Annotated in this window: 9 protein-coding genes and 1 pseudogene; 4 read left to right on the top strand and 6 right to left on the bottom strand. The window is 65.9% G+C overall.

Annotation, left to right across the window (positions count from 1 at the left end):
- Positions 1-314 precede the first annotated feature (314 nt).
- Positions 315-1,427 (top strand): toll/interleukin-1 receptor domain-containing protein, encoded by a 1,113-nt coding sequence (locus tag Q4F73_RS08145; RefSeq protein WP_303358853.1) that lies wholly within the window; start codon positions 315-317, stop codon positions 1,425-1,427.
- Between the two features lie 65 nt (positions 1,428-1,492).
- On the opposite strand, the gene Q4F73_RS08140 is transcribed toward Q4F73_RS08145, so the two are convergent.
- From Q4F73_RS08140 to Q4F73_RS08115, 6 genes are all read right to left on the bottom strand, one after another.
- Complete coding sequence (locus tag Q4F73_RS08140) at positions 1,493-4,684, bottom strand: type I restriction endonuclease subunit R (protein WP_303358852.1); 3,192 nt, start codon at positions 4,682-4,684, stop codon at positions 1,493-1,495.
- Between the two features lie 127 nt (positions 4,685-4,811).
- Positions 4,812-5,729 carry a nucleotidyl transferase AbiEii/AbiGii toxin family protein gene (locus tag Q4F73_RS08135; protein WP_303358851.1) on the bottom strand — a complete coding sequence of 306 codons (918 nt, stop codon included), beginning with the start codon at positions 5,727-5,729 and terminating at the stop codon, positions 4,812-4,814.
- The gene (locus Q4F73_RS08130) at positions 5,722-6,792 is read right to left on the bottom strand and encodes a type IV toxin-antitoxin system AbiEi family antitoxin domain-containing protein (protein WP_303358850.1); all 1,071 of its coding nucleotides are present in this window, start codon (positions 6,790-6,792) and stop codon (positions 5,722-5,724) included. The genes Q4F73_RS08135 and Q4F73_RS08130 overlap by 8 nt, the downstream gene beginning before the upstream one ends.
- Positions 6,793-6,943: 151 nt before the next feature.
- Entirely contained in the window at positions 6,944-8,110 is a 1,167-nt protein-coding gene (locus tag Q4F73_RS08125) for a restriction endonuclease subunit S (RefSeq protein ID WP_303358849.1), read from the bottom strand.
- A complete protein-coding gene (locus Q4F73_RS08120) occupies positions 8,107-9,714 on the bottom strand; it encodes a class I SAM-dependent DNA methyltransferase (protein ID WP_303358848.1) in 1,608 nt (535 codons plus the stop codon). Before Q4F73_RS08120 ends, Q4F73_RS08125 begins: the two co-directional genes overlap by 4 nt.
- Entirely contained in the window at positions 9,714-11,666 is a 1,953-nt protein-coding gene (locus Q4F73_RS08115) for a DNA-binding protein (protein WP_303358847.1), read from the bottom strand. The genes Q4F73_RS08120 and Q4F73_RS08115 overlap by 1 nt, the downstream gene beginning before the upstream one ends.
- 227 nt (positions 11,667-11,893) lie before the next feature.
- On the opposite strand from Q4F73_RS08115, the gene Q4F73_RS08110 reads away from it, so the two are divergent.
- The 3 genes and pseudogenes from Q4F73_RS08110 to Q4F73_RS08100 all read left to right on the top strand — a co-directional run.
- Positions 11,894-12,673: a hypothetical protein gene (locus Q4F73_RS08110; protein ID WP_303358846.1), complete on the top strand. Its 780-nt coding sequence runs from the start codon at positions 11,894-11,896 to the stop codon at positions 12,671-12,673.
- A 207-nt stretch (positions 12,674-12,880) separates the two neighbouring features.
- The gene (locus tag Q4F73_RS08105; protein WP_303358845.1) at positions 12,881-13,480 is read left to right on the top strand and encodes an HD domain-containing protein; all 600 of its coding nucleotides are present in this window, start codon (positions 12,881-12,883) and stop codon (positions 13,478-13,480) included.
- Positions 13,473-13,924, top strand: a pseudogene (locus Q4F73_RS08100) (hypothetical protein); the annotation flags it as partial. The gene Q4F73_RS08105 and the pseudogene Q4F73_RS08100, both read left to right, overlap by 8 nt.

Here is a 13,924-nt window from a genome sequence, read left to right as displayed (position 1 = left end):
GGCGTGACGGAGGAGCTGCTCGCGGACGGTATCGGCCATGGTGGTGGGTCCTTCGCGGGGGCGTGGAGTGGGGACGTGCCGCAGGGGCGTGGTGTGACGGCGCCGGGCGGGCGCTGTGACCTGGACCATACCGAGCGGAGCTGACGGGTGTCGGGAGTTGGCGCCCCTCGGCCGGCCGGAGTGTTGCAAAGCCGCCTGGACAAGGCCCCGTTGTTCGCGAACCCCTACCGCAAGAACCACCCTGACTTGATCAACACGCTTTCCAGACACGCACACGGCGGCGAGAAGGTACCCAATAGTCATATAATCGCCCAATGGAGACTCTCAACACTTCGTCCATTGCCTGCTTCGTTAGTTACGCGCACAATGACGACAAGAGAGGACAAATTGCCGAATGGTGCGACGCCCTGAAGGATGAGTACATTACGCTAACAGGTTCGGCGTTCCGCATCTACCGAGACAAAGAAGACCTTAAACTAGGAAATGATTGGCAGGAGTCACTGGACCGAGCCGTTGCGGGCTCAATCGCATTTTTGCCAGTTATCTCCCCCAGCTACCTACAAAGCGAAAACTGCCGACAGGAGTTCAATCAGTTTCAAGAGGTCCTGCGGCAGGGAGACAGAGAGTCCCTTCTAATTCCGGTAATGTGGGCGCCCATTGACGACTTCCGTACCGGCGGAGATGAGATCGCGTCAGAAACGTATCGACTCCAGCATTCCGACTGGACAGAATTGCGACTTGGCCCATTGAACTCGCCCGCCGCGCGTGTCGCTACAAATCAACTTGCCCGTAGAATTGCGGAAGTCATTGAGGCCGCACAGCAGGGCCTAGAGTTCGCCATTCCTCCAGGCCCATCACCAGCCCCAGGAAACCAATCCGCAGCGCCAGGGATTCTCGACATCGCCGCAGCGATTGAGAACGCAGACACAAGATGGTCTTACATCTTTTCCGATGCCAACGCCAGCTTTCGGCAAACTACAGACGCCTTCATTAGCTACACCGAACGGCTCGCATTGCATCCTGGCGCCCCCAACGTCCAGGAACACCATTCACTTCTCGCGGAACTTGCAAGTCAGATCTCAATACCGCTCAGGAACCTTAGGATCGCATCCGAGATTCTGAAGATAGACCTTCGATCGCAAACTGAAAACCACGACTTGCTCGCCGCGTCTATCCGCGAAACCAAATTATCAGGGGCAATGGCCAGTTCCGTTACCCGAACCGCCGGAACTTTCGGCAGCCTCGCCGAATCAATCGGAATGCTCACCGGCAACGCCAGGGAATTATCAGAAACTATCGCCCAGTTCCGCAGACTAAGTAGAGAATTCGTCACGCCCGCGAGCGACCTCAATATCGCGCTTCGACACTTCGTCGACAGCGCCACAATTGTTCGACAATGGGCAGATAATCTGCTTGAGGCACTATAAGGTGCAAAGCTACCATCTTCGGATAAAACACTCTCTCTAAATGCATGGAATGGCTGCAGCGCAGGCTAGCCCTCTTCCGCGTACCGCGGCGCCAGCGTCTCCATCTGCTGCATCACGCGCTGGATGGCCTCGGGCTGCTGGTCTGGCGGGTAGCCGTACTTGCGCAGGGTCCGCTTGACGGAGGCGCGGAGCTTGGCCTTGACGTCCTCGCGGACGGTCCAGTCGGTGCGGATGTCTCGGCGCATGGTCGCGACGATCGAGCGGGAGATCTCGGCGAGGATGTCGTCACCCAGCACGTCAATCGCGGACTCGTTCAACGCAACGACGTCGTAGAACGCCAGCTCGTACGTCTCCAGCGGGGGCTCGAACCGCTTCCCGCGGTCCGCCTCGGCCCGCACCTCCTTTGCCAGCTCCACCAGCTCGGCGATCACCTCGGCAGCGGTGAGCTGCTGGTTTGTGTAGCGCGCCATGAGGTCGTTCACCCGCTCGGAGAACAGGGCGTGTCTCACCTCGTTGCCGCGGGTGACGGCGGTCGCTTCCTCGAGCAGGGTGGCCTTGAGCGCCTCGATCGCCAGGTGCGCCTTGGAGGGCTTCTGCGCCTCCTCGACCCACTGCGAGGTGAGGGTGTCGAGCCGCGGGTACGGCAGCCCAGCCTCGTTGTAGATGTCGATCACGCCCGTGCTGGCCGCGGAGTCGACGATCAGCTCGCCGAGGATCCGCTTGATCTCGTCGGGGACCAGGTCGCCGTTGCCGACGGTCTGCTGGGCGTCGAGCTTGAGCATCCACACCCGCCCCTCCTCGATGAAGCGCACGTCGGGCCTGACCTTCTCGAGGTCGGAGTTCCCGGCGGCAAGTGCCCAGGCCCGGGCGAGCTTGGCGGACAGGTCCCGGAAGCGGTCGGCGAGGGGACGCGCCTCCGGGTCGTCGTCAATCCGGTTCCCCGGGGTGGCCGGCGAGCGGAGTCGCGACACCACGGCGAGCTGAGCAGTCCGCCACCCACGCTGGGGGTCGTTCCGCCATTGCTCCTTCCAGCCGTCCCCGATCAACTCCGCGAGTCTCCCGAGCAGGTCGAGGACGATTTGCGCTGCCTCGTCCGAGGTTCGGCCCACGAGCCTGTCGCCGCCCGAGGGGGCCTCGCGGGTGAACTCCTGCAGCGCCTTGGAGAGGTTGTCGGTGAGCGGCGCGTAGCCCACGAGCAGGCCGTCCTGCTTACCGCGGAACGTCCGGTTGACGCGGGCGAGGGTCTGCATGAGCAGTGCGCCCTTGAGCGGACGGTCCACGTACAGGGTGTGCAGGCAGGGCGCATCGAACCCGGTGAGCATCATGTCTTTGACGATGATCAGCTCGAGCTCGTCGTCCGGGTCCTTGACCCTTTGCTTGACGGCGGCGATCGCGCTCGGGCGCCGCAGGTGCTTGGTCACGTGCGGGGCGTCGCCGGGGTCGGCGGTGTAAACCACTTTGACGCGGCCGGTGTCGTCGGCGTTGGAGTGCCAGTCGGGGCGTAGCGCCACGATCTCGTCGTAGAGGTTCGCGGCAATGCTGCGGGTGGCGCAGACGATCATCGCCTTGCCGGGCACGCCGAGGAACGGCCGCATTGCCTCGCGGCGCGTTTCCCAGTGGGTGACGAGGTCGGCGGCGAGTGTGCGGATCCGCTCGGGCGCCCCATAGACGGTGTCGAGCTTGGCCACGGCCCGCTGGAGCCTGTCCGCGTCGGCGGCGTCGAGCCCGCTGAGGGCCTCCTCGGCGGCGTCATCGAGCTGCTCGTCGTCGATCCCGTCGATCCGCACGAGATTGATGAGGCGGGGTTCGAAGACCACGGGGACGGTGGCGCCGTCCTCGACGGCCCGGTGGAGGTCGTAGACGTCGATGTCAGCGCCGAAGACGCGACGGGTGTCGCGCTCGCCCTCGGAGATGGGGGTTCCGGTGAAGGCGATGAGGGTGGCGTGAGGGAGGGCCCGCTTGAGGTGGGCGGCGTAGCCGTCGAGGTTGTCGTAGTGGCTGCGGTGTGCCTCATCGGCGACGACGACGATGTTTCGCCGCTCCGAGAGGAGGGGGTGCTCGGCGCCGGAATCCCTCTCCGCCTTGCTCAGGCCGAACTTCTGGAGGGTGGTGAAGTAGATCCCTCCGGATCGCCGATCGGCAAGGTGCGTGCGGAGTTCGTCGCGGGAGGCGATCTGCTGTGGTGACTCGGGGAGCAGGTCGCTCACGGAGAAGGCGTCGAAGAGCTGGGAGTCGAGCTCGGTGCGGTCGGTGATCACGATGACGGTGGGGTTGGCCAGCCGCTCGTGCCGCATGATCTTGGCGGTGTAGAGCTCCATCTCCATGGACTTGCCCGAGCCCTGGGTGTGCCAGACCACGCCGGCGCGGCCGTCGGAGTCCACGGCCTGGACAGTGCTGCCGACGGCCTTGGTCACGGCGAAGTACTGATGCGGCTTGGCGATCCGCTTGATCAGCCCGGACTCGGTCTGGTCGAACGCGGTGAAGTCGCGGAGGAGTTGACCGAACCGCTCGACGTTGAACACCCCGTCGATGAGTAGATCGAGCTCGGTGACGAGGGCGCCGGTGGCGTCCGGCTCCCCGATAGCGACGGGCCGCCCGTCGTCGTCCACATTCCACGGCGCGAAGTGGTTCCACGGAGTGAAGGGGGTGCCGTACCGCGCGGCGAGGTCGTCGGTGGCCACCATGAGGCAGGCGAAACGGAACGCCATGGGGAACTCGTGGAGGTAGGTGCGCAGCTGGTTGTAGGCGATTTCGGCGTCGGCCTGCTTGGCACCGGGCTTCTTGAGTTCGAGGATCGCCAGCGGCATGCCGTTGACGTAGGCCACCACGTCGAAGCGTCGCTCGTGCTCGCGACTGCGCACCGTGAGCTGGCTGACGGCGTGGTAGGTGTTCCGATCCGGGTCGCCGGAGAGGAACCGGACGGTGGGGGTGACCTCGCGGCCGTCGTCGTCCACGTAGGCGATGCCCTTGTAGCCGCCCAGCAGGATGTGATGGATGCGGTGGTTCTCGGTGATGGCGTCCTGCGACGAGGGGTTGAGCACCTCGGCCATGGCCTGGTGCAGGTACTCCTCCGGCACGTCCGGGTTGAGGTTGATCAGGGACTGCAGGAGGGTGCCGCGCAGGACGACGTCGTGCCACGAGTCGCGCTCGCCGGAGCCGGGGGCGACGGAGGCGCCGGTGCGGTGCTCCCACTCGCGCTCAGCCAGGGCCTCGAGCAGTTCGTGCTCGGCCTGAGCTTCGGACCAGCCGTGGGTCATGGGAGGGGGCCTTCCTGGTCGATGCTGTGGGGGGCTCGTCCAGGTATGAAAAAACCTGCCCCCAGAGGGGGCAGGTGGTATGCCCCCACGGTAGTGGTGTGGTGCTTGTGGAGCAATCGACACTCGCTCACTGCTGCTCCCAACTGACGGTCTCGGGATTCCACGTGTGCCCATCGACTGCGCCGGAGAGGGCCGGATCGAGGAAGTCGGAAAGAAGCCGGCTGGCGGAATCGAAATCTGCGTATTCGGTGAGCGCAGACACTTTTCTGGCAGTTTTCGGGTATCTGCTTCGCCAGTTCGGTGGTGGATCGAAGCGTGCCGGGCCGGCGATTCCTCTGTGAGACCACTCGGCTTCCACGGCGGTGCGGACCGCCCGACCACGAACACCGTGAGTGACCGCGAACAGGACGAGATCGACCATGTCGCGTTCGCGAGAGGAGGCCCTCCCGTGGGCATAGGTGGCTTGCGTCGCGCAGACCTTGTCGGCGATGTGGTCGACAGCGGGGTAGACGGCCACCGTGGGTGGAAGAACCTTCGGCAGCTCCACCGCAGGGAATGTCGCCATGACCGGAGCCTCGGTCATAAGTGAGTCCGCCGCGATGTCGATCTGGATCGGGTGCTTCTCCTTTGCCCCACACCGGACGGCCACCGTCACTCGTCGACACTGCACACCGGTCTGCTCATCGTTCTCGTGGACCTCGTCCACTTTGGTGATGTCGAACCTGAAGTAGTCGCCGAGATCTCTGGCCAGAGCTTCGCGTAGGTGATCCACCGCAGCATCGAGATCGGACGGGTCGACGTGGTGTAGGAGGTCGATGTCCTTTGTCGTACGTGGGTCCGGCAGCCGCACCAGCATCGCCTGCCCGCCTTTGAGGATCCAACGATCTGATCCCTCGGCGAAGACTCGAGCGAGTAGACGGCTGAACTCGAACTCCCGGATCAACCGCTCGGCAGGTACTCCGCGTTCCTTGGCGTCCTTCTTCGCCCGAGCAGAAACGGCGCTCAAGAGTGCGGCCGGAGATGAGTATGACTTCTCGTCACTCATCCGAATCAGCGCCTTCTCCTCGTGCGTTGCTCGCCGGGTTGGGAGTCCTCGGGTAAACGTTCCGAATCTGCGGCGTTTCGTAGGCTCGGCGCAGGTTCTCCACTGCTGGCCCCCAATTCTTTTCAAGCTTCTTCCCGAGCTCTGCCATTGCCTGCACATGCGAGGCGTCACGGGCAAGGCGGGCCATGGCCTCGCTGGCAGGTGCCGCTGCGGCCTCAAACTGGCTTTGGAGATCGGCAAGCGCTTGCACGCGCGAGGCATCCGCTGCCATTTTCTCCAGCGATTTCTTGAGGCTCTCCGGAATCTGGGCATCCATGTGTCGGGCGACATTTTCCATCGCCTTCCGGTACCCCTCGAGCGCACCTGCTGCGTAGAGTCCGCGTCCGGTCTCCGATTGCGCGAGCCGCTTGCCGATCGACGACGCGTCGAGCCCCACCGCGGCAAGGAGGCTCTCCGCCATCGCTGCCCCGTCTTCATGCCCGGCACTGCGTGCGAGAGGGTCGAGTGCCTTCGCCAGTTTCAGCCGGTCTAGTACGCCGGCATTCATGGCATCCCGGATTGCATCGGCAACGTGGGACGTGTCATTGCCATCCCTGTAGAGGTCGGCGATGGTCCTCTCGATAGTGGTGACGGGCAGCCCCTCACGGACCGTGACCTCGTCTGAAGCGAGAGTTGCCTGATGTGTCCGGATCATCCGTCTGGACTGCTTGCGCTTCGGGAGCGTGAACTCTGGCACGTCAGCGAGTAGATCGCCTATCCCATGAATCTCCGCAGCCGACGCGTGCGAGACCACTCCGAGCGACGGGTCGTCGAGTCGCTCCACCGATCCCACAGCGGGCGCGAGTGCGAGCCATTCAGCTCGCATAGTGCGAAAGCGGTCCTCTCCCGCGGGAAACGCGTAGACGCCGTGCACCACCCGCTCCAGAACACCCCGCTCCACAAGGCGTGACAGCACCAGCCGGGTTACGCCTTGCGCTCCGGCCTGAGCCGTGGTGACGAGCCCCCACTGATCGGAAGCGATCTCAGTGAGCTTCGCCACGACATCGGCAACCCGTTCGGCCATGTGGCGATTGTATCGCCTGGGAGATACAAATGCACCATGTCGCGAATCCTCGACAAGTCCAGCGCGCTTCACTGCTTATCACTTTCATCACTGCATACAGTGACGTGAAGTGACACCACACTGATGCACAGTGAGCCGCCCCGACGGGAAGTCACAACACATCTCCTGCCGCACGCTCGGCATCCGTGACAGTGATCCGACCGCTCATGAGGAGGGGAAGGAGCTCGTCGCGGGTACTGGCTAGCAGATCGCTCTCCACCGATGCTGCGACACAACGGGAGTACAGCGGGTCGACAGCCGCCCGGATTCTGCCTAGCTCTTCCTCACTAGGTACCGCAGCCGATTCGAGGTGAAGATCAGATTTGTTCAGATGAATAACGGTTGTGGCTACTTTCGAGCGCTCGATACGCAGAAGCGGATCCGATAGCGCCACCCGAGAAACGGCGGGTCCGTACTTCTCGCTCGTTACGGACATGACCCGCTGATTCACCAGCCCCGAATCGCCAGTCCACATCGTGGGTCTGAACTCAGCGTCCATGCCGACGAGGAGCGCACCAGGCTCGGCAAGTTGCTCCTTCGGCAGTGCCTCCGTTGTCCAAATCTGGCACCGCTGGCTCTTGAGATCTCGGATCCGAATGAGCGGACGCCCTACCCCAGGTTCTGAGAAGTGCTCGCCCTTGAAAGCACCGCCAAAGGTGAACGAGAACGCGTCGAACAGAGGGACGTCAACTTTCTCAGATGCCCCAACTATGGCGTCCATGAGGCCGTAACTCAAAGCAGCGGCTCGTCTGTTCGCAGCGATCTTGTCGTCCAGCGCGCCGAGAACTTCGCCGATTCTGCGCTGAACCGCCAGGTCCGGCAGTGAGATCGACATGGCACGGATGTCACGAAGGCTCAAGTACGGCGCCATGTCCGTGCTGGAGGACAGTGCACGGATCTGTTGCCTCGCACGCGATGAAGAGAACCAATACCGCAGGTACTTGGAGTCGAGTGCAGCCTCATCGCGGACACGGAAGTAGCAGAGCTGAGGGCTGTAGACCAGTGCCTCGTCACGAAGGTCCGGTACGACGGCCACTCGGCCGATTGTTCCCTTCGTCGTCAGGAGGAGATCGCCTTCGCGGGCGAACTTCTGGCCGATCCTGTCCGCAAGGTCTCGGGCGACAAAGTCCTGTCCGTCACGGCCGATCCAACCGTCGTGAACGTCTGACACACGGAGAATCCGGAATCCCTCATCGGCCAGCTGATCTTTGCGGGTGCGGTACCCGTCGCTGAACTCGAGCACGCCCTCCTGGACCAGTGCACCGAACGTCTTGTTCACCCCAGCCTCCCCAGCTGCTCGCGAACCACGGCGTCCAGCCGGGCCGACTCGTCCAGCGCGGACGTGAGCTCGGCGGTGAGCCGCGCGATCTTGGCGTCGATCGGCTCGTCGTCGACCTCCGCGTCCGGCACGCCCACGTACCGGCCGGGGGTCAGTGCGTAGCCGGCGGCGGCGATCTCCTCCAGCGTCGCGGACTTGCAAAAGCCCGGCACGTCCTCGTACTTGCCGGCAGCGGACGCCCGGCCGCGCCACGAGCGGAACGTCTCCGCGATGCGCTGCAGGTCCTCCTCGCTCAGCGTGCGCTCCACGCGGTCGATCATGTGGCCCAGCTCGCGGGCGTCGATGTACAGCACCTGCCCCCGCCGGTCCACGGACCCGCGCTTGCCGGCGGCCTTGTTCTTGGCAAAGAACCACACGCACACCGGGATGCCGGTCGCCCGGAAGAGCTGACCCGGCAGGGCGACGATGCACTGCACCACGTCGTCCTCGACCATCGCCTTGCGGATGTCGCCCTCACCAGACGTCGTGGTGGTCATGGTGCCGTTGGCCATCACCACGCCGGCCTCGCCGTCCGCGGCCAGCTTGGACAGGATGTGCTGCATCCACGCGTAGTTGGCATTGCGCTTGGGCGGCACGCCGTACGTCCACCGCGGGTCGTCCTCGCGACGCGCCCAGTCCTTGATGTTGAACGGCGGGTTGGCCATCACGAAGTCGGCCTTGACGTCTGGGTGGATGTCACGCGCGAAGGTATCACCCCACCGCGAACCCAGGCCCTGCGAGTCGATCCCGTGGATTGCCAGGTTCATCTTGGCCATCCGCCACGTCCGCTCGTTGAGCTCCTGGCCGTAGACCGCGACGTTGGTCGGGTCCTCCTTGTGCGCCTCGAGGAACTTCTCCGTCTGCACGAACATGCCGCCCGACCCACAACAGGGGTCGTACACGCGACCCGAGTGCGGCTCGAGGATCTCCACGAGGGTCCGCACCACCACGGGCGGGGTGTAGAACTCGCCGCCCCGCTTGCCCTCGGCCTTGGCGAACTTGTCCAAGAAGTACTCGTAGACCTCCCCGAGCAGATCCCGCGCCTTGCTCGCCCCGCCGCCGGTGAAGCGGGCGGCGTTGAACAGATCCATCAGCTCGCCCAGGCGCCGCTGGTCCACGTTGTCCCGCCCGAACATCGTGGGCAGCGTGCCCACGAGCGAGGCGTTCTCGTTCATGAGCATGACCATCGCGGCGTCGATCAGTTCCCCGATCGACCTCGCGTCGTGCGTGCTCGACGCCGGGATGCCCTTTGCGTGCCTCGCCAGGTACTCCCACCGCGCCTCGCTCGGCACCCAGAACACCCCGGACCCGTGGTACTCGTCGGCGTCCTCCAGCGTCTCGGCGATGAACTCCTCCGACTCGCCGCTCAGCTCCTCGCGGATGGCATCCCGGCGCTCGCTGAAGGCGTCGGAGACGTACTTGAGAAAGACCAGTCCGAGGACCACGTCCTTGTACTGCGACGCGTCCATGGAACCGCGGAGCTTGTCCGCCGCCTTCCACAGGGTGTCCTTGAGTTCCTTGGGGGTCGAGGCCTCCTGCGGAACCGGTACCAGCACTCTCGCCATCAGGCGTTCTCCTCGGTAAAGGTGGCCCGCAGCGTGCGTGCTGCGAGTCCATCGGATAGTTCGGTGGTCAGGGCGTCGAGCGCGTCCAGCTCGGCGAGGAGCTGTGCCCGCCGTTCGGCGGCGCGAGCGGCCACGGCGCGCCACGGGGAAGCGGCGTCGGCGACGACGGTGCGCAACCGCCACGATCGGCAGTCACTTCCCCGCGCCGCCACGATGTCCCGCATCGCGGTCTCGGGAAGAATGCGGACTCCACCCTCGGCCGGTTCCAGGCGACGGAGGATGCGGGCCGGGGCCTGGACGACGTGGCCCCCGATGGCGTCGATCATCGCAGCCGCTTCGCTTGTCGCGGTGAAGACCACGTCTCCGGGTTCGGTAAGCCGGAACCTCGGCACTTTCTCCACCAACCTCACAAGCTCAACCGACCGCTCCCCCACGGGCGCACAACCGCGTACCTCGTCAGGGCCGATCACGCCGATGCCGCCGGGGCCGGCGGCGAAGACCTCGGCCGGAATCCGTACACCAGTGATGACCCGTGCCGGTCGGTCAGCACCTGACGTCGCGTCCTTCCACGAGAGCGACGCGTCCTCGGCCGCCCCACCTGAGACCACGTCGATGCCGGCCAGCAGGTCTGTCGGGCAGGCGTCGCGCCGCTCCCACAGCCGTGCCAGGGCGTCCCCACCATCGTCGAGTGCGACGTCGGACACCGGCAGTGTCAGGGCCGGTTGCGTCGCGAATACGTCAGTCGCGCGATGGGCGCTTCGCAGGAACGCGTGGGAGCGCCTCGCCTCACCACCGCGCAATGCCGCGACGGCATCGGAGCCGACAGCGCGGCACTCCGCCGCATCGAGAGCGTGCCCCGAGTGCTCGCCATACGTGGTGAAGTCCCGGAGCTCCTGCTCCACCGGTGTCCCCAGCACCCACAGCGCTAGACGGCGACGCCCACCGAATCGGCACATCCCCTGCGGCAACCGCGCGACGTAGCGCAGCGGTGCCGAGTAGCCCGACGACCCTCCACCGAGGATTCTCCCGCGGTGTTCGTCGCCTCGACGCTCATCGGTCAGCAGTCGTGCCGGCGCGATGACGACCGCGGCACTGCGGCCACTCAGGTCGAGGATCGCATCATCGATCTGGTCGAAGCACCGGTCGGTGTGCTCCTCCCCCACCGCGGACCACTGGCCGACAAGCAGGGCGTCAGCTCCCGGCGGCAAAGCCTCGAGACGGGCCCCGAGCGAGACGAGATATCGCCAGAGCAGCCTCTCCTCGGGAGTCTCCGGGTCCGACGCGATACCGACCCGCGGGCGCTCCCCCTCCGCGATCGACTCCACTACCCGCACGATCAGCCGGAGACCGCCCGGACCGCGCGGCACCAGTACACGATCGGAGTCTCGCGCCAGCTCGGCGATCATGGCACACATCAGCCGATCGCCCTTCTCCGTGAGCGTTTCGGCAGCCAGCCTTCCGTCGGCGGACTCGTGACGGCGAACGAGTCGGTCGAGGACGCGCGAAGCGGTGGTCCCGGCCTCGGCGAGCCGGTCGATGGATCGCACCAGCTCGTCGTCGTCCAGCGCCGTGGCGGCCTCCCCCGGAGGCAACACAGACTCCAGGCCCCGACCAGCCAGGAGCATCAGTAGGTCGTCGGGGTCCTGCCCCGAAAGGGGCTCGCCCGACAGGGCGTGAAGCAGGAGCAGTGCCGACGCCGCGCTGAGACGAGTGGCCGCCGATTCCAGGAGCGTGGAGAACATCACCGCGTCGGCACGGGCCTCGGAGTTGTTGCCCCGGCCGGTGGAATCAAGCCATCGGCCGACCTCAGCCGCGTCGAAGAGCAGGGTCGGGGCATCGAGCGGCTGCGGGAATGGTTGAGGCGAGTCGGCGAAACGCGACCGCCATACGGAGACAACCGGGCGGCGGACGCCCGCGAGCTCGGCGATCTGATTCATGGTCACGGTCTCCATGACGGGCACCTCCTCGAATTGATCTGGCGGTCGATGAGATGGACGGTACATCGGAGGGCCGACACCTATAAGTGCCGGTTCCGATAAGCCGTCTTATCGGCGTATTACCACGTTTGGTGTCGCGCCCTCGAACTGGGTAACTGGCACGGCCGCTGGCACCCCTACGCGCTCCGCTCGTCGCATAGTCTTCGGTGCCGCAAGCCAACGCGCGAAGGGGGGATCTGACTGTGCGCGCCTACGCCATTCGGGTCCTGTCCGGCGCCGTGTGCGCCTCGGTCACACTCATCGGCGGACTCATCGCCCATCGGGCCGGTATCGCAGGCCCGGGAGAAGGCATCGTGCACGTCCTCTACGGCCTGGGGTTCCTCATCTGCATCCTGGGCTACCTGGCCGTCCACTTCTCCGAGACCCTGGCCCCGCGGTACACCGTGAGCCTCCGGGGACTCCGGTTTCGCGCACGCCGCCTCGATGCGAGCCTCCTCCTCTGTGCCGCTCTGGCGAGCTGGGGCGTCGGCGGGCTGTTCGCCTACCTCGCAGGAATCGTCGGAGCCCGACGACAGGGGCCGGCCATGTGGCTGGTGATCGCCGGAATCGCCGCGTGGATGATCGGCTACCTGCTCGCACAACGTCGGTGGAAGCGGAGCGTGCTCATCGGCCCCACAGAGGTGAGCGCCCACACGGGCGAGGAATCCGTGACCCTGCAGTGGTCCGACATCGTTTCGGTCGCCCTCTCCCAACCGACACCGGCGGGAACGAAGTACATGACCAAGGCGAATGCCGCGATGCACGCGGAGATCTCCATCGGCCTCCGGCCGGAGGCTCGACGCCCCGAGGACGGGAAGTACGGAGCGTTCACCCTCCCTGTCGGCGATCTCGCCGTCCCCAACGGCAGGCTGGTCACGCTTCTCCAGCACCTCCTCGCCTACCCCGCAGACCGTGTCGTGCTCACCGACGAAGCTGAGGTTCCACTCTTCCTGGCGCATCTCGCCGGTCCGCGATCCGCCTGACGTCGCACGGTCATCACCTACGACGTACCGGCAGGCCCGAACGGTTCCCCACCCCTTGTATCCGGCGATCGTGTCGTACCCGTGGTGTCTACTGAGGGCGTGGGAGAGCGAGGCCACGATCCGCGAGGAACGAGGCTCCGCCCCACGACCCGGTGGCGTTGCTCCGGCACCGGTTCCCTTCCACTCCAGAAGGAGTGCGCCATGCCCATGACATGGACCCCCACGATCGACCGCGCGCTCGCGGTCGCCGCCCGCTGCCACGAGGGCCAGACCCGCAAGGACGACCCCACGCCGTACATCGCCCACCCCGTGGCGGTGGCGATGATCGTCTCCGACTTCACCGCCGACGAGGACGTGGTGGTGGCGGCGATCCTGCACGACGTGCTCGAGGACGTCCCGCCGAGCGTCTACTCCGCCGACGACATGACGGCCGAGTTCGGCGAGCGCGTCACCGAGTTCGTCCGCGGCGTGTCCGAAGAGAAGACGGCCGGCGAGGAGACGCCCCCGTGGCGCGTGCGCAAGGAGGGCTACCTGGCCGCCCTCGCGGACGACTCGGAGGAGTGCCTGCTCATCTCCGCCGCCGACAAGATCCACAACCTGCGCTCGATGGTGGTCGCGCACGACCGGATGGGCGACGAGATGTGGGACGTCTTCAACGCCGGGCCCGCGGAGAAGCTGTGGTTCTACGGCGCCATCGCCGACACGATCGGCGAGCGCCTGGGCCACTGCGAGGCGAGCCTGCAGTTGCGGGAGGCGGTGGACGCCGTCGCCGCACGCGTGCCGAGCGGGGCCGGGCCCGGTGCGTAAGTACGACATGCCCGGGCCGGACTGGTCCGCGCTCGACATGGACACCGACCCCTGGTCCGTGTTCGAGGAGGCGCTCGGGCGCCACCTGCGCAGGCCGGGGGCGGTCGGGGTGATGCGGTTGACCGCCCCGGCGGACGGGAGCGGCGGGTCCGAGCGCTGCACGGTGCAGATCGCGGCCAACGCCTCGCGCGCGTGGGTCACCTACAGCGGGACCCTCTGCACGATGATCGAGGAGTGGGTGGCCGAGGGGACACCGGCCGACTCCGCGCCGCTGGCCAGGGCGATCGTCGAGACGTGCCGCGACCGGATGGGCGTGCCCCACCCGGCGCTGCTCACCCTCCGCTGCCAGGGCTTGGTCGGTATGTTCGCGGGCTGCCTCGGACTGGGTCGGACCGGAGCGGTCCCGATCGGCAACGACCCGGCGGACTCCACCGACGAGGTGGA

The organism is Corynebacterium sp. (assembly GCF_030535495.1).
Lineage (GTDB): Bacteria > Actinomycetota > Actinomycetes > Mycobacteriales > Mycobacteriaceae > Corynebacterium.
Note: the sequence above shows the minus strand (reverse complement) of the source record. Positions and strands in the feature narration are given on the sequence as shown.